Source organism: Bacteroides sp. An51A, assembly GCF_002161565.1.
Taxonomy (GTDB): domain Bacteria; phylum Bacteroidota; class Bacteroidia; order Bacteroidales; family Bacteroidaceae; genus Phocaeicola; species Phocaeicola intestinalis.
Map to the genome: position 1 here is coordinate 595,464 of NZ_NFIC01000001.1, position 26,120 is coordinate 621,583.

20 protein-coding genes are annotated in these 26,120 nt (G+C 45.6%); 9 read left to right on the top strand and 11 right to left on the bottom strand.

The features are described from left to right. Positions 1–95 precede the first annotated feature (95 nt). From B5G04_RS02330 to B5G04_RS02365, 8 genes are all read right to left on the bottom strand, one after another. Positions 96–1,424, bottom strand: coding sequence for an AAA family ATPase (locus B5G04_RS02330; RefSeq protein WP_087210294.1), 1,329 nt, complete (start codon positions 1,422–1,424; stop codon positions 96–98). A gap of 622 nt (positions 1,425–2,046) precedes the next feature. Then, entirely contained in the window at positions 2,047–4,335 is a 2,289-nt protein-coding gene (locus B5G04_RS02335; RefSeq protein WP_239414008.1) for an endo-1,4-beta-xylanase, read from the bottom strand. 15 nt (positions 4,336–4,350) lie between these two features. Next, the gene (locus B5G04_RS02340) at positions 4,351–4,749 is read right to left on the bottom strand and encodes a hypothetical protein (protein ID WP_143270417.1); all 399 of its coding nucleotides are present in this window, start codon (positions 4,747–4,749) and stop codon (positions 4,351–4,353) included. A 15-nt stretch (positions 4,750–4,764) separates the two neighbouring features. Further along, positions 4,765–5,796 carry a DUF5627 domain-containing protein gene (locus B5G04_RS02345; RefSeq protein WP_087210299.1) on the bottom strand — a complete coding sequence of 344 codons (1,032 nt, stop codon included), beginning with the start codon at positions 5,794–5,796 and terminating at the stop codon, positions 4,765–4,767. 166 nt (positions 5,797–5,962) lie between these two features. Further along, on the bottom strand, positions 5,963–7,738 hold the full coding sequence (locus B5G04_RS02350; protein ID WP_087210302.1) for a RagB/SusD family nutrient uptake outer membrane protein: 1,776 nt from the start codon (positions 7,736–7,738) through the stop codon (positions 5,963–5,965). Positions 7,739–7,759: 21 nt separating this feature from the next. Then, positions 7,760–10,639, bottom strand: a complete 2,880-nt coding sequence (locus tag B5G04_RS02355) for a SusC/RagA family TonB-linked outer membrane protein (RefSeq protein ID WP_087395563.1) — start codon at positions 10,637–10,639, stop codon at positions 7,760–7,762. A 42-nt stretch (positions 10,640–10,681) separates the two neighbouring features. Next, the gene (locus B5G04_RS02360) at positions 10,682–12,622 is read right to left on the bottom strand and encodes a RagB/SusD family nutrient uptake outer membrane protein (RefSeq protein ID WP_087395567.1); all 1,941 of its coding nucleotides are present in this window, start codon (positions 12,620–12,622) and stop codon (positions 10,682–10,684) included. Positions 12,623–12,634: 12 nt separating this feature from the next. Then, positions 12,635–15,781 carry a TonB-dependent receptor gene (locus B5G04_RS02365; protein WP_239414026.1) on the bottom strand — a complete coding sequence of 1,049 codons (3,147 nt, stop codon included), beginning with the start codon at positions 15,779–15,781 and terminating at the stop codon, positions 12,635–12,637. A gap of 400 nt (positions 15,782–16,181) precedes the next feature. Between B5G04_RS02365 and B5G04_RS02370 the strand changes: the two genes are divergently transcribed. From B5G04_RS02370 to B5G04_RS02375, 3 genes are all read left to right on the top strand, one after another. Continuing rightward, positions 16,182–16,544 carry a hypothetical protein gene (locus B5G04_RS02370; RefSeq protein WP_158100015.1) on the top strand — a complete coding sequence of 121 codons (363 nt, stop codon included), beginning with the start codon at positions 16,182–16,184 and terminating at the stop codon, positions 16,542–16,544. 144 nt (positions 16,545–16,688) lie between these two features. Beyond that, on the top strand, positions 16,689–16,874 hold the full coding sequence (locus tag B5G04_RS19585; protein WP_158100016.1) for a hypothetical protein: 186 nt from the start codon (positions 16,689–16,691) through the stop codon (positions 16,872–16,874). After that, on the top strand, positions 16,871–17,053 hold the full coding sequence (locus tag B5G04_RS02375) for a hypothetical protein (RefSeq protein WP_158100017.1): 183 nt from the start codon (positions 16,871–16,873) through the stop codon (positions 17,051–17,053). Before B5G04_RS19585 ends, B5G04_RS02375 begins: the two co-directional genes overlap by 4 nt. A gap of 452 nt (positions 17,054–17,505) precedes the next feature. Here B5G04_RS02375 and B5G04_RS02380 read toward each other — a convergent pair whose 3' ends face one another. Genes B5G04_RS02380 through B5G04_RS20360 form a run of 3 tightly spaced genes read right to left on the bottom strand, consistent with a single transcriptional unit; the run spans position 17,506 to position 20,795 of the window. Next, positions 17,506–18,615 carry an alpha/beta hydrolase-fold protein gene (locus B5G04_RS02380; protein WP_087395575.1) on the bottom strand — a complete coding sequence of 370 codons (1,110 nt, stop codon included), beginning with the start codon at positions 18,613–18,615 and terminating at the stop codon, positions 17,506–17,508. Then, a complete protein-coding gene (locus B5G04_RS20355; protein WP_239414009.1) occupies positions 18,612–19,769 on the bottom strand; it encodes an alpha/beta hydrolase-fold protein in 1,158 nt (385 codons plus the stop codon). The genes B5G04_RS02380 and B5G04_RS20355 overlap by 4 nt, the downstream gene beginning before the upstream one ends. 9 nt (positions 19,770–19,778) lie before the next feature. After that, entirely contained in the window at positions 19,779–20,795 is a 1,017-nt protein-coding gene (locus B5G04_RS20360) for a glycoside hydrolase family 43 protein (RefSeq protein ID WP_087407168.1), read from the bottom strand. A gap of 361 nt (positions 20,796–21,156) precedes the next feature. Between B5G04_RS20360 and B5G04_RS02395 the strand changes: the two genes are divergently transcribed. From B5G04_RS02395 to rfbD, 6 genes are all read left to right on the top strand, one after another. Then, positions 21,157–22,380, top strand: coding sequence for an S-adenosylmethionine:tRNA ribosyltransferase-isomerase (locus B5G04_RS02395; RefSeq protein WP_087395831.1), 1,224 nt, complete (start codon positions 21,157–21,159; stop codon positions 22,378–22,380). 568 nt (positions 22,381–22,948) lie between these two features. Then, positions 22,949–23,239 carry a hypothetical protein gene (locus B5G04_RS02400; RefSeq protein WP_022038618.1) on the top strand — a complete coding sequence of 97 codons (291 nt, stop codon included), beginning with the start codon at positions 22,949–22,951 and terminating at the stop codon, positions 23,237–23,239. Between the two features lie 12 nt (positions 23,240–23,251). Further along, positions 23,252–23,437 carry a hypothetical protein gene (locus B5G04_RS19590; RefSeq protein WP_158100018.1) on the top strand — a complete coding sequence of 62 codons (186 nt, stop codon included), beginning with the start codon at positions 23,252–23,254 and terminating at the stop codon, positions 23,435–23,437. Positions 23,438–23,459: 22 nt separating this feature from the next. Further along, positions 23,460–24,365: a glucose-1-phosphate thymidylyltransferase RfbA gene (gene rfbA, locus B5G04_RS02405; protein WP_022038893.1), complete on the top strand. Its 906-nt coding sequence runs from the start codon at positions 23,460–23,462 to the stop codon at positions 24,363–24,365. Between the two features lie 107 nt (positions 24,366–24,472). Then, the gene (rfbC, locus tag B5G04_RS02410) at positions 24,473–25,027 is read left to right on the top strand and encodes a dTDP-4-dehydrorhamnose 3,5-epimerase (RefSeq protein WP_022038894.1); all 555 of its coding nucleotides are present in this window, start codon (positions 24,473–24,475) and stop codon (positions 25,025–25,027) included. A 167-nt stretch (positions 25,028–25,194) separates the two neighbouring features. Beyond that, the gene (rfbD, locus tag B5G04_RS02415; RefSeq protein ID WP_087212020.1) at positions 25,195–26,109 is read left to right on the top strand and encodes a dTDP-4-dehydrorhamnose reductase; all 915 of its coding nucleotides are present in this window, start codon (positions 25,195–25,197) and stop codon (positions 26,107–26,109) included. Positions 26,110–26,120 lie beyond the last annotated feature (11 nt).

A 26,120-nucleotide genomic window follows, 5' to 3' on the forward strand; every position in this document is an offset into this window, starting at 1 on the left:
ATTCATTTCTCCACGTACCAGCACATTCACCCAGGTGCCAAAATCGTTTACAAAAGTAACACAAACCCTCCCGGCTGCCTTTGGCTTCTTATACACTATTCAGCCAATAGCCGATTAATGCTACCCACTAAGTAAAAAGGTAAGTTTATCAGCCTGAAGTTTTTACCTCCTACAGTCTTCACCTCGTCTATCGAATAAGGTTGCGACCATACACGCACTGCCACCGTCTGTGAAGACCGTTCCATAAACGAATGCAAAGAACGCAGATGTGCATTGTGCCCTGTTTTCACTTCTATAGGATATAGCCGCGACTGCTGTACCCACACAAAATCCACTTCTGCCGACGAATCGTTTCCTCGCATCCAGAAATTTCGCTTTTGGCTCACTTTATCAGTCAGCGTAAGCAGTTCTTGCGCCACAACATGTTCGGCAATCCTTCCCCGCCACGCATCCTGCAGGTCTTTAGCATCTAAGACTTCTTTCTGCACTTGTGCCGCATAATTCACTAAACCGGTATCCAGCCATATCAACTTAGGTGTCCGCTTGGTTTCCGACAAAGCCGGCACCTCTGTCGATGTGGTAGGATAAACCAATTCCAGCAACATGGCTTTTTCCAGCAGCCGGAAAGCTTCACCCACTTCACGTGCCTGGTAAGAAGACGAGGCAAATCCTCCCAATGTAATGGGCTGTGCAGCTTTTCCCCATCCCTCTTCCAAGATAAACCGCACCACCTCTTTCAGCAACTTACCTTTGGTATATTTCTCCACATCATCGCGGTAGCCTTGCAACAATGTTTCATATACGTCACTCAGCGCCAGCAAGTCCCTCCGCTCCGCATAAAGCTGGACAGCTTCAGGCATACCACCAATCAGTGTATAGCGGTTAAACAATTGCATCAGCCTGCCGTGAAAAGGCACCGTAGCTTGCGGATGCTCCAACACCGGTAGCAAAGCCTCTTCACCTATAGCACCCAGGAACTCTCGAAACGAACAAGGACGTAAAGCCATGTATTGCACCCTGCCTACCGGAAACGAAACGTTGACCTCTACCAGATTCTCTAGCAAAGAACCTGCCGCCACTACATGCAGTTCTGGCAACTCTTCATAAAAATAACGCAGCAAGCCTATAGCTTTAGGAGAATTCTGAATCTCATCGATAAACAACAGCGTACTGCCCGGCTTACGAGATAAACCGCAATGTGCAAACAGCAACGGCATCAAATCCTTCAGCGGCATTTCCATCTCAAACAAAGCAGCAGCTTCCCGTTTCTCCAGATTAAGCGACAAATAATTATCAAAAGTTTTGCCAAACTCATTTATTACGGTCGTTTTCCCTACTTGACGTGCCCCTCTCAATACAAGCGGTTTGCGATGCGTATCGGTTTTCCACTGTTCCAAATGTTGTAATATCGTCCGTTTAAACATAACTATACTAAACAATTAATCCTAATCAGTTTATATAATCTGCCTGTTCAGAAACTGTGTTTCTAAATCTCATTCCATTTTGTATATTTACTCAAACAAATTGGTTTACAGCTACAAAGATAAAGAAATGTCGCAAAACGGAGGCAAAACTTATATGTTTTTGTTGTAAAACGGAGGCAAAATCCTCTTGTTTTTGTCGCAAAACGGAGGCAAAACAAGAAAATGAAGAATGCAAAATGATTATCCTATATCCGAAAGAGGATTATCTTATATTGAAAAAATAAATTGAATTCCGCAAACATCCCATGTAGGGGCGTATCGCATACGCCCGAATGCGTCCACTTATCCATGTGAATATCTTCTGAGGCTGTCTCAAAATAAAAAACGACAATTAAAAAGTAATGTCATTCTGAGTACTCATTTCCTGCGGAAGCCCATTCGATTATAACGGGAATTGTTATCTTGGACATTTTTATAAACCAATATTGTTCTACTATAAAAAGCAGCGGAATTATCCTTTAACAGGTAATTCCGCTGCCGAGAGAACCGAATCAATTAAATTATACTATCACGGCTATGAAAAAAGACGCACACATCTACTTTTTCCGTTCCATGCAAAGTATCATTCATTGCTTACAGAAGCAGAAGGTTCAGCAATTACTTCGCCAGCCAAACCATTAGCGAAACCGCCATAAGCAGGTTTGCGGCTATAGTTCAAGTCCCAAAGTCCTACAGGTTCACCACCTCTCCAGCCAGATTCAGCCGGGCTGTCCGTTATGCACCATTGCGTAATGCCATACCGTTGCGCTGCCGGAATAATCTCGAAATATTTTTCGATGATGAACTGGTAGAACTCTGCCATCTTCAGTTGTTGGTCGAAGGTTACATTTTCGGTCTTGATGCCTTCGCCGAAGGCTTTTTCTACAATGCCCATATCCAATTCTGAAATCTTGATGAGCTTGCCCGTGGCAGCCATCAGTTGGAACATATTTACAATGGCATCTTCCTGGGCTTTCTGGTCTGCCTCGTTCAGGATGTAGCTGACGTGCATCTGCGTACCGATACCATCAATCTTGGCACCGTTGGCTTCCCATACTTCTATCCAGTGGATAAGGCTCTTCAGTTTCTGGTTGCCGTCCCACCACGATTCCAGGTTGTAGTCGTTGATGAAGAGTTTCAGGTCTGCCGGGTTACCTCCATATTCGGCAAAATATTTTTCGGCCGCCTTGGTCACGATAGGCACATAGTCTTCGTTGCCCAGGTAGTCTTGCCAGTAGAAGTTGGTTTCCGGGTCACCGTTGGTTGCCGACTGCAGGTCGTACCAGCCGTCACCGTCTGCGTCTGCTCCCGATACGGTTTCGTTTGCGGCTTCCCAAGTGGTGACATAGCCGCCGCAAGCTTCCATCATGCCTTTAATCCAGTTATCCATGGCCCAAGTCAGGGTGTCTTTCTTTTCTTCGGGGGTCATTTCGATGGTTTGTCCACCGCCACCGCCTTCAGGATTCAGGTAACATAACGTGATGTTATCAATATTAATAGTTCCCGCGTAATTACCGATACTGAATAAGAACCGGTCTGCACAGTCTGCACCTCCTCCGTTTACAGTGATTTCGGCATTATATTCTGTCCATTCCGTAGAGATAGGAATAGCGGGGAAGTCACCTGCACCTGCGTAATCAGATTTGCGTTGCAAGCCTGCGGTAATGCTGCCTTCTACCGAACCTTTAATCATCATGTTCAGCCGGTAAGTACCGCCCTGTACCAATGGAGCTGCGAAGTCCCATGCCACTTGGACATCCCAGGCATTAGCGGAAGCTGTCGGGTTAACGATTTCGAATGAGTAGTCACTTTCATAACCACCTCCTTGTGCCGACTGTCCACGGGTAGCCGAGCCTCCCCAGCCTCCCCAACTTCCGATACCGTTCTCAAAATCAGAAGAGGTAATGACACTTTCATCGTAAGCAGGCTCGCTTCCACCTTCGCTATATCCTTCTCCGTCTTCCGAAATAGTTTCAAAGTTACCAGGCGTCCATCCTGTCCATCCTGTAATGGTCCCGTCTTCGAAATCGCCGTTCGGAATCAAGCTTTCGGTAGCACTTCCTCCTGTCAGTGATACATTGTCGATATAAATATTGATGGCTGCCGTACCGAAGTTGAAAGCAATCTTGTCCACCGTTGCGCCGGTAGGCGTAAAGGTGAAGTCAACTTGTTGCCATTCGGTGCCGACATTGAATCCACCGGGATATTCCTGGTTGCCTCCGTCCGAACATTGCAGGTAGATTTGTGTGTCGTTGTAAGCTGCCGATGCCCGTGCCATAAAGCTAAGCGTGTAGGTAGTGCCGCTTTGCAAGGGGGTAGGGAGCTGGTACCAGGTTTGCGCATCCCAAATATTGGCCGATGCTGTGGCGTTCTTCAGTATCATGCAGTAGCCTCCGTTTCCAGCTTCGCCTGGAATGACAATCGGGGCAATCAAACTGTTTAAGTACGTGTTGTTCTGTTGTGAATGCCACGCAAGGGTATGTCCGTAAATGGTCATGCCTGCTTGGCGGGCGGCATCTACAAAGCTGGTTACGGTAGAGAAGTTCATTGTCCCATCATTGCTGACGATAGAGGCGTATTTCATTTCATTTCCTGCCGTCATTTCGTCGAAGTTGGAACAAGCCATGCTGTATACTAAGTCTCCTTGGGTATACTCGCCTGCGGCTAATGCAATACCCAACTTGAAGTTCGGGTTTTCGGTGCGGTTTACATAGTTTTTCAGCACGTCATATTGTTTCAAGTATTCATACTGGACGAGGCTTTCCGGCATCGAACCTGCGTCATACGGCAGCATGCTGTCGTCCGTACAAGCGGACAATGCGCCTATGGCAAGTGCTCCCAGCAATAATTTATTGATATAATGTTTTTTCATAAGTTTTCTTTTTTATTATTCAGGAACAAAAAAACTGAATGTTCTTACATTTATAATTCCTTGATTACTAGAATTTTTTCTTCGAGTTACTTCTATTCTTATGGATCTTGATGTTAAATCCAAATTGAAATAGCATTTATATCCATCAGGTTCTACAAGCCAATTTATGTCTTTTTCATCACTTACATACCGCAAATAGATTTCATAATATTCACCGTCAGGTAATCTATCTAATTCAATAACGACAGCCGCCATGACATTCGGAAGAGTTTGATAATGGCTTAATCGATGTGTCTCTCCTGTAGCAGTTACGGTATATTTCCCTTCAATTTCTGTTCCTGTTGGAAGGTAATCATTTGTTGCATAAATAAAGCTTGGTATGCACAAAAGTAATATTAAAGCGAGCTTTTTCATAAACATATATTTTTATTATTCTTTATATACAGTACTAAACTCTTCGTAAGCCACGCCACGGGTTTGAACGACCAATGTATCTTTCGTGTTGTATTGCTTGGCTCCGAAGTCAATGTTATAATCCAGGTAGAGTGCATTGCGGTCTTTGTTACCCCAACTTTGTTTTTCTCCGTCTACTACAAATTTACCCGTTCCGCTTGCCGTGAATCCTTCCGTTCCTGAAGTAATGGTACATTCGTCGTTGTCGTTGAAGGTTAACAACAGGTCACAAGTCACGGTTTCGTCTCCTATGGTTGTTGATACAGGGAAAACAGCCGTATGCAGGTTACGGGTCGTTACATTGCATTCTTCGTCATCTTCCACATAATACTCATGGCGCACATTGGTCGTAGTGTTGCCACCTTCCGTTATCTGGTCAATACCTCTACGCAAGTAAGTAGCATGATACTTATTGATGTATTTCACGCAATACAATACATAGTTTTTCGGAGCCGTGTCCCACATATCCGCATTGGTCCATGCTGCATTGGGGGTGTTAGGTACTCCCAATAAGATAGAGTCTGCATTTACCACGTGGGTCATGCGCAGCGGAATGACATAAGTGTTTTCTGTAGAGGCAGGGTCTTCGAAGAACTCATTGTTGAAGGTTACCTCTACGGCCCCCATCAGGTTTTCAAACTCGTTCAGCGTAATCTGTTCCGACGACAACGTATAATAGTTTGCAGGCATCGGACGTACGGGAGTCACGCCATCGGCAAAGTACAGGTTGTCGCATAGCTCATTGTCTACCATGATATCAATGACAGTCGACCCGCTTCCGGCGTATGCCCCGCCCATGGTCGCATAAATCTTGCATTTGTGGGCGTTGTCGAGCGAGGTGTCATACGTATCTTCTCCCATTACCAAGGTGCGTACCGGAGTCTGGTGCGCAAAGTAAACGGCAGAGTTATCATAGTTCGGGAATTCCGCATCGCCGTTTTCACACGAAGTGATACCCATTGCGGTGATTCCTGCCAACAGTATAGAATATAAATTTGCTTTTCTCATATTGATTCTGTTTTTATCTTTAATAGTTGGTTGTAAGCAAAAAGAAATAAAGAAGCTTCACCCGGTTCACCCGGCTTAACAGGCAAAGTCTGTGAAGAGACTTTACCTGCTGAGGCTTGTTTTTCAACAAACCGAAATCTTCTTTACGGTCTTATTACGTTCGTTATTATTGCCATCCTTGATTCTGTACAAAGCCGAAGTTCAATACATCGTTGTATGGAATCGGGCCGTAAACCATGTACGACTGGTAGCTTCTTTCTTCCACCTGGATCGGTGTATAAGTCAGCGTACCATTGGCAGCCCGGGTGATGTTTACTCCTTGAGCTGCTTCTGTCAGGTTGGCATTCCAACGGCGCAAATCGTAGAAGCGGATGTTTTCAAAGCAAAGTTCCAAACGGCGCTCGTTACGGATCAGTTCACGCATCCGGTCTTGGCTGTTTGCACATTCTTCCAGATAGGGGTCACCGTTGTCTGTACCTACACCGGCACGGCTGCGGAGAGCTTTAATTACATCGTAAGCACTAAATCCAAATGAGCCTTGTCCTTTCGGTCCCCAAGCTTCGTTGGCAGCCTCCGCATAATCCAAGAAGATTTCCGTATAGCGGATACGGGCTGTATAATGACGCTGTAGGGTGTTGTAGTTCGGATCCAGGTTACAATCGAAGCGTAAATGTTTGCGCAGGTAGTAACCGGTACGAGTAGAGTGTCCCGATTCCCGGTTGATTGCATCGTTGTTTGTTCCATACGACCCGGTAGTGATGGTTGCGCTTCCCGCTGTACTTCCATTGGTGATGATGTAAGTTGCCAAACGTGGATCTCTGTTCTCATACGGATTGTTTGCATCGTATCCCGAGTTACTGTTATCAATGGGATAGCCGTTTGCCATTGGGAAAGCGTCTACCAGGTTTTGCGTAGGATTGACACGTCCATTACCATACAAGCTCGGCGGAAAATTATCTCCTTCCAGCGTATTACTATCACTGTAACTGGTTCTCCAAAGTATTTCAGGCGGAACTTCTCCACTACCTAAGCCTGCAATTTCAGATGTATTGGTATACCAAGTAAATCCATCCGCATCTAAACCAGCAGGTCCATCAATACGACTTAATAATTTACCTGCACTATTGGCTGCTTCTTCCCATGTAATACCCGAACCATCACTGAAAGCCGGACTAGCCGCCATAAGAGTTGCTTGCGCACGAACAGCTTCCATGATACGTCCACTCAAACGACCAGCCATAAACACACCGTTTACACGATCATAATGAGACACTGTGACCCCCATGCTAGCATATTTAGACGGTATTTCATCTGCACTGTGTACTTTATAGTCTAAAGCAAGCAATTCAATAGCATCATCACAATCTTGTAACAATTGTTCCATACATTCAGCATAGGTGTTACGAGGTTGGCTAAAATCGGATCCGATGCCTTCCGAAGCTAATTTGATTGGCACACCTAATAATACTCCGTCAGGACTTATTCCACCATGAGCACGCAATAAGTAATACATAAAGATTGCCCGTAAGCCTAAAGCCTCACCTCGATAATGATCAATAAACATAGTTTGGATATTTTCATCAAGAGCAAAGGTGACATTATCTAAATGTTCTAAAAACAGATTAATGTATTGAATGGCATTAAAACAGCTTTTCCATTGCGAGGTCGGGTCATTTTGCGAAGTCCAAGCCCCAGTAGCCATGGCACGCCAAGTATTACTGTTATCATTCGATACAGCATCGTCTGTTGCCACATCACTGGTTGGCGAAGTATTATATGGTAATAAAATATATGCATTACCTAATACGCCAAGAGCATAGCTTGGATCATTTTCCATAGCATCGATATCCCGGTTGTTCTCGATGGCAGGTTCGAGCAAGTCATCGCAAGCTACGGCGGCGAACAACGGGAGCAGGACTAAAAGTTTAAATATATGTTTCATACTTCTTGTTTCGTTTATGGATTAGAAAGTAACCTTAACACCTAAATTGTAGAAACGGGTCTGTGGGGCAGAGCCGATATTTCTTTCCAGTAGTTCACGTTCGGGAGCAATGGTCAGCAGGTTCGAACCGCTTACGTAGATTGACGCTTCTTTCAAAAAGGTCTTTTGCAGCAGGCGTTTCGGGAAATCGTAGGTCAACTGTAATTTAGCCAAATCAAAGCGGTTGGTCTTGTAGAGCCAGAACGTAGAGTTGCGGAAGTTGTTGTTTCCGTCTAAGGTAGTCAGACGCGGATAGGTAGCCGTTGCGGCTGTTTCCGGTGTCCAGCGTCCGCGGACTACTTCCGAATACTTGCCTTCGCCATATACCCAATAATAGGAATCGCTCTTAAAGGCATGACCGCCGAAACCGCCTGTACCCAAAGCAAAGAGGGTAAAGTTTTTCCATTTGGCAGTGAAGTTAATGCCCAAAGTAAACGGAGAGCCATACCAGCCGCCACGTCCTAAGTAAATTTCATCATTGGTATCAATTACACCGTCACCGTTCTGGTCTTTGTACTTCAAGTCACCCGGACGTACTGTTCCACCAAAATTCTGAGTCGGCGAATTAGCTATATCCTCTTCATTCTGGAAAAAACCTTCGCATTCCAGTCCCCATACACCATCAACAGCTTTACCGGTACGGTTCTGGTATGCATAAGCGTAATTTTCGTCCCGTTGGGTAGCTTCTGTCTTGTAATAAGTTCCGGTTACGCCTAACGAGAGGTCAGCTTCGCCTACTTTCTTATTGAAATTTACTGCAAAGTCGAATCCTACACGCTTGTTGTTATTGAAGTTTACATACGGAATAAACGAAGCTTCAGGATAATAAGTCGAGAAATAGCTTGGGAAAATGGTACTCGGTTGAACAGGCAGACCTTCTGTCGAATTAACAAAGAAGTTGGCATCTGCCGTTATTAACCGATTCCATAATGAAGTACGGAGACTGACTGTCAACTCTTTTCGTTTGATAAAGCTTAATTCATCGTTTGATCCACGTAATGAATTTGTTGAATGCAAATTAGTCGTTTCTTGCCATCCCCACCAAGCACCATTGGATTGGTTGTAGTTACCTACATACATATAATAGTTAGCCAAGTCTATGTCTTGGTGCAAAATACTTCCCGATACGCCTAACATCAATTCATCTACTACCGAAGAGTTTTTCAAGAAATCTTCCTGATGCAGTTTCCAGGCAAGGGTCAGTGCCGGCGAGAAAGCATTGCGGTGTCCTTCTGCCAGTTTGGCTGAATGTACAGCAGCTCCGCTAAACTCGGCATAATACTTACCCATATAGTTGTAGCCTACCTGAATGCCTAAGTTGGCATTGCTGGTACGGTGGTAAACCGTCGAATTGGTCTGTTGATAGCCGTTCACCAGCAGCATGGCAGACAGGTTGTGCGCCTTGTTGATGGTGGTGTGGTAGTCAAAGTGAGCAGACATAGAGATAGTCTGGTTGTCTGTACTGCCACTGATGGTTTGCACACCGGTCTTTTCATCCGTTCCTTCATAACCTAAACTGGTAATGACTCCTGTGCCGTTATAGTCCGACCACGTCGGGGTATAGATGCGGTAGGTATTATTGAACGAGGTGTTGTAGCTGGTGGCATAGTCTACCGCAAACTGGAAGTGGAACGAAAGTCCTTTCAACAGTCTATGCAGGTCGAAGTCAATACCCGTGTCGAACTGGAACTGGCGGCTGGTGTATTTGTTGTAACCGGCAGCATAGTAGTCGGCAAAGATATTGCGTTGGTCAATCTGGCTTCCAGCAAGGAACATCCCGTCGAAGATGTTGCTGTTTACACCCATCAGTTCCAATGCGGAGAGGGCATTGGGGTCAATGTAACTCAGCGGAACCAGCGGTGCGAAACGGTTGGGACGCATGCTGGCTGCTTCCGTCCAGTAGTCGTAGGTTTCTCCTTCTTCTGTCTCGTAAGTGGTACGCCCCGAACGTATGTCGTAGAACGTAGCATTGGCATTGGCATACGCCTTGATGTCATCGTTGATGGTGACGTCTACGTTACCGCGGATATTCAATCGGCTGGTGTAATTCTTGGCGGCTTCACCGAAGTTGAAAATGTCATTCTGCCGGTAATAGCCTACGTTGGAGTAGAAACGCGCCCGTTTGTTACCGCCCGAAAATTCAGCGGTCACATCGCTGCGGTTGTACGTCTTCTTCAGGTAATCCGACGAATAATAGTCCAAACTCGGATAACGGTACGGATTGGTACCCGACCCGTAGTTGTAGATATCCTCGGCACTGTATAGCGGATCCAGTCCGTCGTTGGCACGCGCCTCGTTATACAAGGTCATGTATTCTGCCGAACCCAAATACTTGGGATATCCTTTCGGTACATAAAATCCCGTATTGGCACGTACATCAATTTGCAGTTTCTCTTGGTATTTGCCACGTTTGGTGGTGATGTAAATCACGCCTTTCGCTGCCCGGCTTCCGTAGAGCACTACAGCCGATGCGCTTTTCAGGAAGGTTATCTGTTCGATTTCGGTCGGCAATACGTTATTGGCATCGCGAGGTACTCCGTCTACCAATACCAAGTAACCGGCATTGTCGCCGTCCATGCCCCATAATGAGTTGCCGTTCCAACCGCCGACATAGCCTTGCAGGTTATCCAGACTATACGTGGCATAGTTCTTTTCGTTCACTTGCTCCATGTTGATTACTGAAACGCCTCCCAACAAATCGTCCTGTGCCACCTTGCGGAACGCTACTTGTACAGACGGGTCTGTGGTCTGAAGCGAGTCAGTCTCATTTGCTTCTGCTGTCTGTGCTCCAATACTTTGGTAAGCAGGAAGCAACCCTAAGGCAGCTGCAAATAAAATGAATCGTGTATCTTTTACTTTCATTTGTTTCTTCTTTTAATGTTCTACATTTTTCTGCTGTTACAATTACCAACCCGGATTCTGGTTAAGTCCTTCATACAGGTAAGTATCATCGTTTTTCAGCGGGAACCAATAATGCTTCGATGTGAAGTTGCGGGTCAAGATTACTTCTTCACGCCAGTTACGCACTTCGGCATCTCTCGGGTCGTTTTCGGTGTACCATTCATCGCTTTCCACCCGGTCGAACTCTTGTGAAGTCTTGACGTTGTACGGATATTCGGTCAGCAGCAGCCACCGTTGGAGGTCGCAGAAGCGGAAACCTTCGAAAGACAATTCTACGGCACGTTCACGACGTACTTCATCCATAAAAGTTTCTTTGTTGCTCGTCAAGTCTGCCGGTACATGATCCATGTGGACGCGGTCGCGCAACCGGTTGATAGCGTCTTCGGCTGTCAGGGAACAATTGCCTGCCTTCCCGGTGGCACCGTTGATGGCGGCACAAGCTTCGGCATACATCAGGTAAATGTCTCCTAAGCGCATATAAGGAACATACATTTGTAAACTGTGGTTGTAGTCCATCATCTTGTCATAGGTGTTGACTGTATGAGGCGACAGTTTTTGAATGAAATAACCCGTACGGCTTCCTGTATTATCGTTTCGTACGTTTCCACCTGTATATAGTTGGCTGTATTTGTACTGTGCCATATCGGCACCAACTGAAGCGTTGATATATTCAAAACCATCAAATACAATGTCATGATAGAAACGCGGATCACGGTCACGGAACGGATGGGTCGGGTCGAAACCGCTGCGCGGGTCATCCAACGGATATCCGTTTGCCATGCCATACAGGTTCACGTAATTGGCGGTAGGCATATGGATGATGTTGTCATCAGGAACGATTCCTCCTTTCGGTCCGTAAGTCTTGGCAGCCTGATACGGAGAAATGTTGATGCCAAATGCCGGACCACGGAAGATGGCTTCTACCGACCCAGGAAGTTCCCAGTTTTGTCCGGTTGTATAGAAAATGTCGCTAAAGCAACTGGTAGCGGTAGCAGAACGTTCATGATTGTAGATGTCATCGTATTCAAATTGTGCCAGCGCATATTGAGTCTGACCGCTTTCTACCAAATTCAGCAGTTCACCGAAGGCTTCGGCTGCTTTCTGGCAATAGTCGGTGTTATAGCTGTAGGTCATGGCACCTCCCGTTTGCGCACCATGTTCCATCAGCGGACTGCCTGCCCATAAATAGGTCTTGCCCAAATAGCCCAATGCCATGATTTTGTTGATACGCAAGTCGTTTTGTCCGGCTGTGTGTGAACCGGCTGTGGTGCTTTCCCAGTCAATCGGGAGCAAGTTTGCTGCCTGGCGGAAGTCTGCTGCCGCTTTGTCTGCCGCTTCTTGGAAACTTAAACGAGGCAGGGTTAGGCCTTCCGATTCCAGAACCTGGTCGATGTAGGGAAGTCCTCCCAAATACTCCATTAATTCGAAGTGCCACCAAGCACGGAAAAAATACAACTGTCCGGCTATCAGGTCGCGTTCTTCTTGAGTGGCACCTACCATTTGGTCTAAGTTTGCCAGACCCAGGTTGCACTTACGGATGCAATACCAAGCGTGCGGCCATAAGCGATGGTTCATACGGTCGTTTGAGGTAGGGTCGCAATCACGGTTGGCATCCAGCCAGCAGCCATCTTCTCCCATACCCCCGGCTTGCCATGCCCAAAAGTTACCCAAATCCACTTGATGAGTCATGTGCCAGTCTGCATTGGTGTTCATGATTTCATCGTCTCCCCAGTTGAAAGAAGTTGTCCAATAGCAGTTGGTTTTATCAGGGATGCAGTTGTAAATTTCTTCCACAAAACCTTGAAAATTATTGAAGTTTTGAAAAGCCGCAGTCGCATCAACAGTGGTGTCCGGGTCTTTGTCCAAATAATCCTCGCAAGAAGTGACGCCCAACGCCAAGGTGAACAGGCTGCTATAGAATAAGGTTTTATATCGTTGTTTCATACGTCTCTGTTTTTATAATGTGAACTTGATACCTAAATTGAAACGTTTCATGGTGGGATAAGCACCTTGGTTGCTGGCTCCCGAGAAGTTCGATTCACGGTCGTCCGGCATACGGGTCCATACCCACAGGTTGTTGCCATTGAGGAATACCTTCAGGTTGCGGATGCCTAACTTTTGTACCCAGCCTCCATCGAATGTATAGGCGATTTCTGCATTCTTCAAGCGGATAAACGAACCGTCATACAGGTTTTGCGTACCGGTATTGTAACTCGGCGTGGTTACGAAACGAGGGACGGTTACTTCCGGGTTACTTTCGTCTTTCGACCACCATGTACCGGTATCGTATACGGTGTTTAACTGACCACTGAAACTAGTCAAGGTTACATCACGGGTTACGTTAGTCGCTCCATAGAACTGTACGAAAGCACTGAATCCCTTCCATTCGAAACCGACTGTTGCACTGTAGGTGTTCTGCGGAGTGCTGGAATAGCCATAAGGTGCACTGTCTTGTGCGTCAACCACACCGTCGGCATTGAAGTCAACAATGTAATAGTCGCCCGGCAATTTCTGGTTTTCGTTGGTATCATGCTGGGGGCTACCGTAAATCTGGTCGTAGTTTTGCATAAAGCCGGCATCGATGTGTGCATGCGATTGACCAATGCTGTAACCGGCTTGTTTTTGGTAAGCGGGTTTCAACAACGGATCGTCGCGCCGGATGATTTCATTTTCGGCATGAGTCATATTGAAGTTACCCCACAGGCGCATCTGGTTTTCGAAAACCTTGTTGACACGCAGTTCCAATTCATAACCACGGGTTTTTACTTCACCCAGGTTGGCTGCCGGAGCGTCCATACCGAAATAGAAGGGGACAGCTCGGTCGCCCGAGGTAACGATGATATCGGTACGCTTGTCGCGGAAAACTTCCACCGTACCGGCAAATAGGCCGTTCAAGAATGAATAGTCGATACCGAGATTGAATTTCTTCACCGTTTCCCAGTGGATATCCGGATTACCTACGGTTGCTTCCCGATACCAAGTATAGGGGCTGATGGCTTGGTTCAGTGCCATCGGAGTAGCACCATTTGTTCCTCCACCCATTGCCCATGTACTTAAATACAGCCAACGGTCGGTTACGTTATCGTCACCGATTTCACCATACGAGGCACGGATTTTCAGCATATCCAGCCATTTCTTCGAGAAGTTCATAAATTTCTCTTCCGATATCATCCAGCCAATAGCGCCCGAATTGAAAAAGGCAAAACGGTATTCGGGAGAGAATTTCTCCGAACCGTTATAAGCACCGTTGTATTCAAAGAAATACTTGTTGGCGTAATTATAGGTGCCGCGGAACGCCCAGTCTTCACGACGATTCGGGATGATGCTACCGGTAGCGGTTTCCTGACGGCTGAACAATCCCATGGCAGTTACATTGTGGTCGCCAAATTCGCGTGCCCAGTCCAACTGCACTTGGTAATTCATGTTACGTTGGGTAGCATTGTTGTCTACTTCACCGCCACTGTTCGTCCACATAATCGGATCTTGTGGGTCAAAACCGTTTCCATCGTATTCTGCTGTCCGATAAGAAACAGCACCTGTAGCCGGATCAATCCATTTTTGAATAGGATCATTATATAAGTCGTTTACACCCCGATTGATTTCCACAAACACATTGTCCCACGACACCATGGCACGGGCACGCAGACCTTTGGTAATAAAACTCAAGTCTTGTTCCAACGTAAAGTCGGTATTGATGCGGGTGGTAGTGGTATTCATTGTACCAGCCGTAGCCAAGTTGCGGGCTGAGTTTGAAATGTTCGTATTATCGGGATAGTATCCCCATGTACCATCCGAATATTGCGGCATGAACACATCGGGCGGAGTATTGTAGGCACCTGCCCAGTATTGTGCCACACCCCAGTCGGACGAATTGGTATAACCCCATGGAGTTTTCTTCGCCCCATTTGAACCGGCGATGTTTACTTTCAAAGTGGTGGTTTTTGTCAATGAAAAGTCCAGGTTGCTACGTACGTTGATACGGTTGTAACCGAATCCCGAACTATACCCGCGTCCGTTGTCCTTTACGTCGAACAGGTCACCTTCGTGTAGGAAGTCCGCTCCCACATAGTATCTTACAAATTTGGTACCGCCGCTTACGCTTAGGCTGGCATTGTAAGACATCGTGTAATCTTTAAACAATTCGTCTTGCCAGTCGATGTTGGGGTAACGTTCGATATCAGCAATGCTGGTGCGGTAGCGGTATTTGTTGATTTCCGCTTGCGGCGTAATGAACTCCCAAGAAGCAGGACTGACAGCCAATTCATGCTCTACGGCGATGTTGCGCATCATCAGAGCGTCATACGAATCGAGCTTGTTCGGCAATTTCGAGGGTACTTTCATGGTAGCTTGTGCCGACACGTCGATTTGTGCCTTGCCTTCCTGTCCGCGTTTGGTCGTAATCAAGATAACACCGTTCGCACCTTTCACACCGTAAACGGCGGTAGCCGATGCGTCCTTTAATACGGAGATAGACTCTACGGAGTTGATGTCGACCGAACTCATCGGACGTTCGATACCGTCTACCAATACCAGCGGCGAACTGTTGTTCCACGAACTGGAGCCACGGATGACAATCTGCGGCTCTTCTTCACCCGGCAGACCCGAGCTGGCTGTGGTAATCACACCCGGCAGGTTACCGGTCAAGGCTGCACCGATATCAGACACACCACCGGCACGTTGCAGCACTTCGCCTTTGGTCTGGGTGATGGCACCCACTACGGATTCCTTTTTCTGCTGGCCGTAACCTACGACTACGACTTCATCCAGCATTTCGGAGTCCTCACGCATCCGGATGACAATCATGTTGCGGCCTTTCACTTCCACGTCTTGTGACAGGAAGCCTATGTAAGAAACGGTCAGCGTGGCGTTCTTTTCAGGTAGCTCTAAGGTGAAATTACCGTCAAAGTCGGCTACCGTACCTACGCTGGTGTTTCCTTTCAGTGCGATTGTCGCTCCGATTAACGGCTCATCGTTGTTGTCGAGCACCTTTCCCGAAACGACAAACTTTCCCTGTGCAGTCGCTGTCAGACTGCAGCATAACAATAAGAAGAACAAGATTCCTCTTACCTGCAAAACTTTCCTCCATTCTGGGGAATGTTTCATCAAGAACTGTTGTCTTATGTTTTTCATCACGTTAGTAAATTAAAATGTTTTTCAAATGTTTCTCTCTGCTTACACCTCTCTTACCTTAATATATAAGAAGAAAGATGGAAGATTAAACGGTAACAATTACCGTATCAGCATCAAAATAATCCATGGTAAAACAACAGCCTTGAAAGCTTTAAATGAATTGTGCTTTTCATAAACTTGATAATGTTTAGTTAATAATAATTATATATTCTCACAATTGCAAATGTAGAAAATCTGTCTGAAAATGATTATTCTCTATGTTACATATATTATCACGCATGTTACATCGACTAACCCGAACGTTACATTTTTTATCAGAAACCGTACATTTATGTTGTAAAGCATGTATCAGAGTCCATTAAAAGAGAAGAAAATGGAAAAATTTAAGGAGGTTAAAGGAGTTAGAGGAGTTAGAGGAGTTAAAGGAGTTAGAGGAGTTAAAGGAGTTAAAGAAGTTAAAGGAGTTAAAGGAGTTAGAGGAGTTAGAGGAGTTAGAGGAGTTAAAGGAGTTAAAGGAGTTAAAGGAGTTAGAGGAGTTAGAGGAGTTAAAGGAGTTAAAGGAGTTAAAGGAGTTAAAGGAGTTAGAGGAGTTAAAGGAGTTAGAGGAGTTAAAGGAGTTAGAGGAGTTAAAGAAGTTAGAGGAGTTAAAGAAGTTAGAGGAGTTAAAGAAGTTAAAGGAGTTAAAGAAGTTAAAGGAGTTAAAGGAGAACAAAATTGGTTTGCGAAAAATTCTTGATGTATTGTCATCTAAGGGAACGAACGTGAAGGATCTCGTAGACATCCACGTGGGCGCATCCGAGATGCTTCACTTCATTCAGCATGACAAATGTTTTTTCGCATTTTATTTCTGATTGAGAAGCTGTTTTGAATTTATCGTGCGATGATTTGGGATGAGTTTTTGAGGCATTTCCGCTTCTGTGATGAGGAAGATAGCGGGCTATCTGACGAAGAACAGGAGCGGAAAGGACCAAAAAATCGCCCAAAGCACACACGAAAACGGATACATCAAGCCAAGAAAAACTTTTTGGAGAAATTCAGAAGCTGTTTTGAATTTATCGTGCGATGATTTGGGATGAGTTTTTGAGGCATTTTCGCTTCTGTGATGAGGAAGATAGCGGGCTATCTGACGAAGAACAGGAGCGGAAAGGACCAAAAAATCGCCCAAAGCACACACGAAAACGGATACATCAAGCCAAGAAAAACTTTTTGGAGAAATTCAAAACAGCTTCTCAAAACAGCTTCTGACTATAAAGAAGTTGAAAGTGAATGTCCGCAAACAGGCAATTTGGCAAAATGAGAACATTCATAAAGTTGAAAACGCAGTAGTACTGCATTCGCGGATGAAGTATATATTCAAACGCAGATGAAGTATATATTCAAACGCAGATGAAGTATATATTCAACTGCGGATGAAGATATATTCAAACGCGGATGAAGTATATATTCATTTTTCAGGGGTATATACCGGCTGCTGGCAGGCATGCACAAACACACAAAGCCTGTCATTCAAAACAGCCAATATGAATGTCCGCATTTTGCCTAATGCGGACATTCATTAAACTTTTGTGGAATTTCAAAACAGGCTCTTAGAAGCTGTTTTGAATTTATCGTGCAAAAAATCGCCCAAAGCACACACGAAAACAGATACATCAAGCCAAGAAAAACTTTTTGGAGAAATTCAAAACAGCTTCTTAGTATCACTTAAACAACAATGGTGCAAAGCGATAAAGACTTTCACGCCAAACCGGCCATGTATGCCCACCCGGCGTTTCGAAATATGTATACCGAATGCCTATCTCATCGAAACGCTTCAACATTGCCTGACAATTCTGATAAGCAATGTCTTCTTTTCCGCCCATCGAAAACCAGAACTGCTTAAAGCCCTTGTTAAACTCATCCTTATGTGCTTTCAATTTCTCATAATATTTTTCGGTTTCATGTGCCGGCATACCGTGGCGCGACTGTACCCACCAGCCAGAACTGAATACGCCTATATAAGAAAAACACTCAGGATGGGTAATGCATGCATTCAAAGTCTGGATACCTCCCATTGACAAACCTGCCAACGCCCGGCTATCTTTGTCAGCCTTTACCCGGTACGTTTTTTCCACAAACGGAATGCAGTCGTTGAACAGTTCCGAATTAAAATCTTTGGTATTACCGTCCAGCATAACGATAATCATCGGAACAGCCTCGCCCCTAGCTATCAGATTATCCAGAATAATATCCGTCAATCCCTGTTGCGACCAGCCACGTTCATCCTCTCCTCCGCCATGTTGCAAATAAAGCACCGGATAGGATACAGAAGACTTTTCATAGCAAGGAGGTGTATAAACAAACATCCTTCGCCATGCATTTGCCGTTTTCGAGAAATACCGCTTCATCCGAATCTCGCCATGAGGTACATCTGCTAAAGAAAAACGAGTGTCACCTTCAGGATAAGGAATCTCTATACCGCTGGTCATCATACTACATCCATAGAAAGACTCGCTTGCAGGGTCTGCCACCGGCACTCCATCAATTACCAGAAAATAATAATGGAAACCCGGACCTAAAGGTTCTGTTGTACAGGTCCACTCCCCGTTTTCGTCCCGCACCATATCATATTTCTTTCCTAAATCTATCTGCACACTCTTTGCATGCGGTGCCTTGACTTTAAAAGAAGCACGATGGTCGGCTGAGATACGAGGATACTGAGAGGCACGTACACTCAACACTGAACGTTCGCCCCCTGAGACGCTCCTGTCTTGGGCAGATAAGGTCATTGCAACTGCCAGCAACAAAGATACAAGTAAAGTTTTCATCATTTGTCAGACTTAAAGATTAAAGGCAAAAATTCATTCAGGCATCTGCGCCATGTCAACCATTCGTGATGCGTTCCGGGAGATTCATAATACGTATTTTTAATACCTATGGCACTCAGTTTCTCACTCAGCTCCCTGCTGCCCATATTTTCTTCCGAACCCATCCCGATGAACAATGTATGTACCTTGCGGTTGAAAGCATCGGCATCGGCAAACACTCCATTATATACCTTACGCATATCTGCTTCCGGAGGCAAAAAAATGGCACCGCTGAAAGCCCCGATATAAGCAAACTTGTCCAAATGTGCCAAAGTGGTCTGGAAAGTCTGGTGTCCTCCCCACGACAAGCCCGCCATGGCACGGTTATCACGGTCGGTCAATGTACGGAAAGTCTTGTCGATGTAAGGAATAATATCTTCCAGCAAAATCGGAGTGAATGATGCCCCGAATTCTTCACGCGACTCTCCTGGTCTGGCTCCATGTATATAGCCACAATTTCCATAATCCATTACCACTATCATCGGCACACATTTTCCAGCAGCTATCTGATTATCGAGGATATCAGCCATTTTCCCCTGCTGGCTCCAGCCACGTTCGTCCTCGCCCATTCCATGCTGCAGGTACAATACCGGATAACGGCGGGAAGCATCTGTTTCATAATTTGCCGGAGTATAGACAAAGCATCTGCGCTCTTTCTGTTCGACGGAAGAATAATAATGGCATTCGCGTACCTGCCCATGAGGGACAGACTGGTCATACGTATAATAAGCAGCTGCCTCGGGCGATTCGGGGATTTCGATGCCGCTTGCCATCTTGCCACACCCGAAAAAAGTCTCACTTGCCGGGTCATTGACGGCTACTCCGTCTACCAACAAGAAATAATAGTGGAAACCTACTACCAGCGGGTCTGTAGTCACACTCCACACTCCATCCGAATTTTTCGTCATCGGCCATTTTTTCCCACAGATATCCACCTGGACATTTCGGGCTTCAGGAGCATCCAGACGGAAAGTAGCCCTTGATGAGGCATCTACACACGGATAGTCCGCTTCAGGGATATTCGTTTGTGCCGGTGTACCTTCCGGCAAAGTTTGAGCTGTTACTGCCGACCATGCCCCAATGCATGCCAGCATAATCGATAATTTCTTCATATTCATATCTTCCAATCATTTAGAAAGGTTGCTTACTCCTTTTTTAGTCTGTTCCACCACTCTTATGGTGCCGTCCGAATTGTAGAACAACTCTTCTACACACACACTTCTACGCCCTATGGCACCCTCATGTCCTCCCAGCGTAAGCGTGGCATTGTGATAGAACAGATACCATTTCCCTTTAAACTCAACGATTCCCGGATGAATGGTAAAACTGTTTTCCGCCATTCCGGTCACTTCCCCCTGATAAGTCCACGGACCGGCAACCGAAGGTGCAGTAGCATACGAAACGACTTCCCTGTCAACCCCCATCGAAGCATAAGTAAGATAATAGAGGTCTCCATGCTTATGCAACCACGGTCCTTCCACATATTTCGGCAAATCTACCACTTGAATCTCGCCGTCAAGCTCTGTCATATTCGGTTTCAGCCTGGCAAGGAAACATGTGCCGTTTCCCCAGCACATCCATGCCTGCCCCTCTCCGTCAATCAAAACAGTAGGGTCGATATCATTCCACCAGCCGCGTGCCCCATTGGAAGTCATGGTATCACATACCAGAGGTTTGCCGATAGCATCTTTGAAAGGACCGGTAGGCGAATCACCTACGGCTACCCCTATTGCCTTTCCTACATAAGGCTCTCCTCCCTGCACGGTGGTATAATAATAGAATTTACCATTTTTTTCTATCACCTGAGAAGCCCATGCCTCACCTACCGCCCAACTGAAATCGGTAGGTTTCAATACCGAACCATAATCGGTCCATGTCTGCATATCCGTCGTAGAATAGCACAGCCACTCTGTGATGTTAAATTCCTTTCCACCCGAAGCGGTATCCTGCCCTTCATAATACTCATCATGCCCTACATACAGGAAAAGAGTATCGTTATACACCATCGGAGCAGGGTCTGCCGTAAACTTATCCGTTATCAACGGATTACCCATGTTCTGAAAAACAGGAAATCCTTCCTGGGTCTTTTGCTGCGCACAACCGGCAAGCAACAAAATTCCTACTGCTACCAATAATTTTCTCATAAGCATCTCTATTTTTTAATTGAATATCCACAAACATCCCATGCAGGGGCGTACCGCATATGCCCGGATGCGTCCACTTATCCACGCGGCTGCCTTCGGACTGCAACGTCCTGCAACACTTTTTTCGTGAAACAAACATACAAAAAAACCGAACAGATACGGTATTTTCCGGACGTGGATTTTTATCATTTTTAAAATAATCCTCCCAAAAAGAAGATTTCTCCTCCTTTGCGCCCCGATGCAGAAGCAAATATACCACCTTCCGTGCGCAGATATATCCAGCCGCCGGCAAGAATACTTGCGTATGCAGATGAGAATAATTACCTTTGCACACAATTTCCAATTACAAAGATATAACATAATAATGGAAGATACCAAACACATCCACATCAGCGACTACAACTATCCACTCCCCGAAGAACGCATCGCTAAGTTTCCGCTTCCGGTGCGCGACCAATCGAAACTGCTGGTGTACCGCAACGGGAATATCAATGAAACCCGATTCACCTCCTTACCCGACTACATCGAATCGGGCATGCTGATGGTATTCAACAATACCAAAGTCATTCAGGCACGGCTGCACTTCCGGAAAGAGACCGGTGCCTTGATAGAAATATTTTGCCTGGAACCCATCCAGCCTAACGATTATGCACTGAACTTCCAGCAAACCGGACATGTAGCATGGCTTTGCATGATAGGCAATCTGAAAAAATGGAAAGAAGGTGTCTTGTCGCGGCAGATGACGGTAAAAGGACAAACCGTCATCCTGACTGCTTCACGCGGCGAAGCACGGGGCACCAGCCATTGGATAGACTTTAAGTGGAATAATCCAAACGTGACATTTGCCGACATTCTGGAAGTATTCGGCGAACTGCCCATTCCTCCTTATTTAAATAGGGAAACCCAGGAAAGCGACAAAGTGACCTATCAGACGGTATATTCAAAGGTAAAAGGTTCGGTAGCTGCACCTACGGCAGGACTACATTTCACCCAACGGGTACTGGATGCCCTGAAAGCCAAAGGAGTCGACCTCGAAGAAGTGACGCTTCATGTGGGAGCCGGTACCTTCAAGCCTGTAAAAAGCGAAGAAATATCGGGACACGAAATGCATACCGAATATATTTCGGTATCAAGGCACACCATCGGACAGCTCATTGCACACCAAGGGAAAGCCATAGCCGTAGGTACCACATCGGTACGTACACTGGAGAGTCTATATTATATAGGTGTAACCCTCCACCAGCATCCGGACGCAAATGATGCCGACTTGCATGTAAAACAATGGCAACCTTACGAAACGCATCCTACCCTTACTCCGGTAGAAGCATTGCAATGCATCCTCGACTATATGGACCGGCACGGACTGGAGGCACTTCACACCAGCACCCAGATTATCATCGCTCCGGGCTACGAATATAAAATAGTGAAACGTATGGTAACCAACTTTCACCAGCCCCAAAGCACATTGCTGCTCTTGGTCTCGGCATTCGTGAAAGGCGATTGGCACCGCATTTATGATTATGCCCTGTCACACGATTTCCGATTTCTAAGTTATGGCGATTCGTCTTTGCTTATAAACGAATAACAGGCATGCCAGTTATTCCGGCATTACCTGCCAAGTTGACAGTTTGTTTCAATCCGGCAACAAAAGGCACATTTATTTTTTGACGCAAGTCAAGAAATAGACATTTTACCCTATTTTCATCCCACTATCCGCGCTTCTTTTGAACAGAAGGCATTACATTTGTGTTGTAAAACATAGATCACAACATAAAACAGATTAACTAAACAGAAAGGATAACATTATGAAAAGGGTAAAAAGTTTGTTGAAAGAAATCAAGAAGAATCTGGAATGGAGTGCAAATGCCATCTATGGACAAAGCGACCGTTTCCGGTTCTGATGAAAAATGAATTGAAAGTAAAAGTGCTTATAAAAACGGGTAACCATTCAATGGGTTTACCCGTTTTTTTTGTACGATAACAACATATCCCCGATTGTCTTCTTCCCGATATCCGTACTGCCATTATCGGAAGACACATGTATTTCACGGTTAAACTAAGCCCAAAAAGACAAACACGAAAAATATTTTTACTGGCTGCTTGGACAAAAGCGTTAATTGTGTATCTTTGTTTCGTGAACTAATCGCAAAACAATGAAAAGAAGATACACCTCTCTCTGTCAATTCATTTTCTTTGTGCTTTTGCAGGAAGGCAAAAGTAATCTTCCTTATCGTCTTTATTTGTTGGTTTGCGGAGAACAGTTTACCACGTTGCACTATTTCAAAAAGCTATTTGCCGGATGCGATACAAACACGTATCAGCATTATTGCTCGATGTATGAAAAAAGCAATCATGTGCCGTTGCAGTTGCCTAAAGGATATTGTGTGAAACTGACAGACGATAAGAACAGGTTAACAGGAGAGTTGGTTAAGAAGCTGTTTTGAATTTATCGTGCGATGATTTGGGATGAGTTTTTGAGGCATTTCCGCTTCTGTGATGAGGAAGATAGCGGGCTATCTGACGAAGAACAGGAGCGAAAAGGACCAAAAAATCGCCCAAAGCACACACGAAAACGGATACATCAAGCCAAGAAAAACTTTTTGGAGAAATTCAAAACAGCTTCTAAGTATGCGAAATATTAAACATTTTAATATATGCTGATTTATGAAAGGAATTGTTCTAGCCGGCGGTAGCGGTACACGGTTGTACCCTATCACCAAGGGAGTGAGCAAGCAGTTGCTCCCCATCTTTGACAAGCCGATGATCTATTACCCGGTATCAACACTGATGCTGGCGGGTATTAGAGAGATTCTGATTATCTCGACACCGTATGACCTGCCTTCGTTCAAACGTCTGCTGGGTGACGGCAGCAATTTCGGAGTACGCTTTGAATATGCCGAACAGCCTTCACCCGACGGACTGGCGCAGGCGTTCATTATTGGTGAACAGTTTATCGGCAATGACTGTGCCTGCCTGGTACTGGGAGACAACATTTTCCATGGCAACGGATTCAGTGCCTTGCTGAAAGAGGCGGTGCGCACGGCGGAAGAAGAAAAGAAAGCTACGGTATTCGGTTACTGGGTGAACGACCCGGAACGTTACGGAGTAGCGGAGTTCGACAGGAACGGGAACTGCCTGAGCATTGAAGAGAAACCGGAACATCCGAAATCGAATTATGCAGTGACTGGACTGTATTTCTACCCGAACAAGGTGGTGGAGATAGCCAAGAACATCAAGCCTTCGGCACGCGGCGAACTGGAAATCACTTCGGTAAACCAGCGTTTCCTGTCGGACGGAGAACTGAAGGTACAGACGTTGGGACGTGGTTTTGCCTGGCTGGATACGGGTACACACGACTCTCTGGCTGAAGCTTCTACATACATTGAAGTGATAGAAAAACGCCAAGGATTAAAGGTAGCCTGCCTGGAAGGCATCGCTTACCGCAAAGGATGGATTACGGCAGACAAACTGCGGGAAGAAGCACAGCCGATGCTGAAGAACCCTTACGGACAGTACCTGCTGAAAGTAATTGAAGAGGTAGCAAGAACCGGAAGGGAGAACCTGGAATAGCTGTAAATCAAAAAACTGATTGGCCAGGTTTTAGACAGTAAAGCATTTGAAACCTTATTCCTGATATCTGGCATCTGAAAATCAGTCAACCGACAATATATAAAATCATGGAAGTTATAAAGACAGATATAGAAGGCGTAGTAATCATAGAGCCGCGCATCTTCAAAGACGCACGGGGATATTTCTTCGAGAGCTTTTCGAAAAGGGAGTTTGAAGAAAAAGTCGGACACGTGGAATTTGTACAGGACAACGAAAGCATGTCTTCGTATGGCGTAATGAGGGGGCTGCACTTTCAGCGTCCGCCATATACGCAGGCAAAATTAGTGAGATGTGTGAAAGGAAAAGTACTGGACGTTGCCGTAGATATACGCAAAGGCTCGCCCACGTACGGGAAGCACGTTGCCGTTGAACTGACCGAGGACAACCACAGGCAGTTCTTCATCCCGAAAGGGTTTGCACATGGTTTTGCGGTATTGAGCGAAACTGCAATATTTCAGTATAAATGCGATGAGTTCTACCATCCCGAAGCGGATGGTGGCATAAGTATTCTTGACGGAAGCCTTGGAATAGACTGGCGCATCCCGACCGCACAAGCCATACTCAGCGAGAAGGATACGAAACATCCGTTATTGAAAGACTTTGATTCACCATTTAACTTTTAGATAACCAGTTGACCAGTTGACAAAGTGTTTGGATATACGTTATTAGAAACTGCTTCGAATTTATCGTGTGCCGATTTGAGATGTTTTACAGCAGGCTACCTGACGAAAAACAGAAGTAAACTTTGCCAACCGGTCAGCTGATACCTTGTCTATTAACAAAAGAAACAATGAATATACTTGTAACCGGCGCAAACGGCCAGCTTGGCAACGAGATGCGCATAATAAGCAAAGATACAGACGACTGCTACACGTTTACCGACGTTGTAGAAGTTGAAGATGTGGAAACAACAATACTTGACATAACCGATACAGATGCCGTAAAACGTATGGTAAAGGAAAAAAACATACAGTGCATCGTTAATTGTGCCGCTTATACTAACGTTGACAAAGCGGAGAGTGACGAAACTCTTTGCAGGAAACTGAATGCCGAAGCTCCGAGAATCCTAGCCGAAGCAATGAAGGAAGCGGGAGGAATGCTCGTGCAAATTTCAACAGATTATGTTTTCGGCGGAGACCCTTACAACACACCATGCAGAGAAGAGCAAAAAGGAACACCTACAGGTGTTTACGGCAAAACAAAACTTGAAGGCGAGAAGAATATCGAAGCCATGGGCTGCGATTACGTCATCATCCGGACAGCCTGGCTTTATTCGGAATTCGGCCGCAATTTTGTCAAGACAATGCTCAACCTTACAGCTACCAAGCCGAAACTGAACGTGGTATTCGACCAGGCTGGAACACCTACCTACGCATACGACCTTGCCGTAGCAATCAAAGCTGTGCTTGCCGACTATGAAAAGGAAAATCCGAAGGAAGGTTATTCCAAATGTGGCATATACCATTTCAGCAACGAGGGAGTATGCTCATGGTTCGACTTCACAAAACAAATTGCCGAACTGGCAGGAAACACTGCCTGCGACATTGAGCCTTGCCATAGCGATGAATTCCCCAGCCCCGTGAAGCGTCCCGCTTACTCGGTACTTGACAAGACAAAAATAAAAGAAACTTTCGGACTGAAGATACCTTACTGGACAGACTCCCTGAAAATATGCATGAAGAACATGGGAGCAATACAACAGTAATAACCAAACAA

Excerpts from the sequence above, each read along its gene's own strand:
- B5G04_RS02330 (WP_087210294.1), bottom strand. The coding sequence starts at position 1,424 with ATGTTTAAACGGACGATATTACAACATTTGGAACAGTGGAAAACCGAT.
- B5G04_RS02335 (WP_239414008.1), bottom strand. The coding sequence starts at position 4,335 with ATGAAAAAACATTATATCAATAAATTATTGCTGGGAGCACTTGCCATA.
- B5G04_RS02340 (WP_143270417.1), bottom strand. The coding sequence starts at position 4,749 with ATGAAAAAGCTCGCTTTAATATTACTTTTGTGCATACCAAGCTTTATT.
- B5G04_RS02345 (WP_087210299.1), bottom strand. The coding sequence starts at position 5,796 with ATGAGAAAAGCAAATTTATATTCTATACTGTTGGCAGGAATCACCGCA.
- B5G04_RS02350 (WP_087210302.1), bottom strand. The coding sequence starts at position 7,738 with ATGAAACATATATTTAAACTTTTAGTCCTGCTCCCGTTGTTCGCCGCC.
- B5G04_RS02355 (WP_087395563.1), bottom strand. The coding sequence starts at position 10,639 with ATGAAAGTAAAAGATACACGATTCATTTTATTTGCAGCTGCCTTAGGG.
- B5G04_RS02360 (WP_087395567.1), bottom strand. The coding sequence starts at position 12,622 with ATGAAACAACGATATAAAACCTTATTCTATAGCAGCCTGTTCACCTTG.
- B5G04_RS02365 (WP_239414026.1), bottom strand. The coding sequence starts at position 15,781 with ATGAAACATTCCCCAGAATGGAGGAAAGTTTTGCAGGTAAGAGGAATC.
- B5G04_RS02370 (WP_158100015.1), top strand. The coding sequence starts at position 16,182 with ATGGAAAAATTTAAGGAGGTTAAAGGAGTTAGAGGAGTTAGAGGAGTT.
- B5G04_RS19585 (WP_158100016.1), top strand. The coding sequence starts at position 16,689 with ATGATTTGGGATGAGTTTTTGAGGCATTTCCGCTTCTGTGATGAGGAA.
- B5G04_RS02375 (WP_158100017.1), top strand. The coding sequence starts at position 16,871 with ATGATTTGGGATGAGTTTTTGAGGCATTTTCGCTTCTGTGATGAGGAA.
- B5G04_RS02380 (WP_087395575.1), bottom strand. The coding sequence starts at position 18,615 with ATGATGAAAACTTTACTTGTATCTTTGTTGCTGGCAGTTGCAATGACC.
- B5G04_RS20355 (WP_239414009.1), bottom strand. The coding sequence starts at position 19,769 with ATGAATATGAAGAAATTATCGATTATGCTGGCATGCATTGGGGCATGG.
- B5G04_RS20360 (WP_087407168.1), bottom strand. The coding sequence starts at position 20,795 with ATGAGAAAATTATTGGTAGCAGTAGGAATTTTGTTGCTTGCCGGTTGT.
- B5G04_RS02400 (WP_022038618.1), top strand. The coding sequence starts at position 22,949 with ATGAAAAGAAGATACACCTCTCTCTGTCAATTCATTTTCTTTGTGCTT.
- B5G04_RS19590 (WP_158100018.1), top strand. The coding sequence starts at position 23,252 with ATGATTTGGGATGAGTTTTTGAGGCATTTCCGCTTCTGTGATGAGGAA.
- rfbA (WP_022038893.1), top strand. The coding sequence starts at position 23,460 with ATGAAAGGAATTGTTCTAGCCGGCGGTAGCGGTACACGGTTGTACCCT.
- rfbC (WP_022038894.1), top strand. The coding sequence starts at position 24,473 with ATGGAAGTTATAAAGACAGATATAGAAGGCGTAGTAATCATAGAGCCG.
- rfbD (WP_087212020.1), top strand. The coding sequence starts at position 25,195 with ATGAATATACTTGTAACCGGCGCAAACGGCCAGCTTGGCAACGAGATG.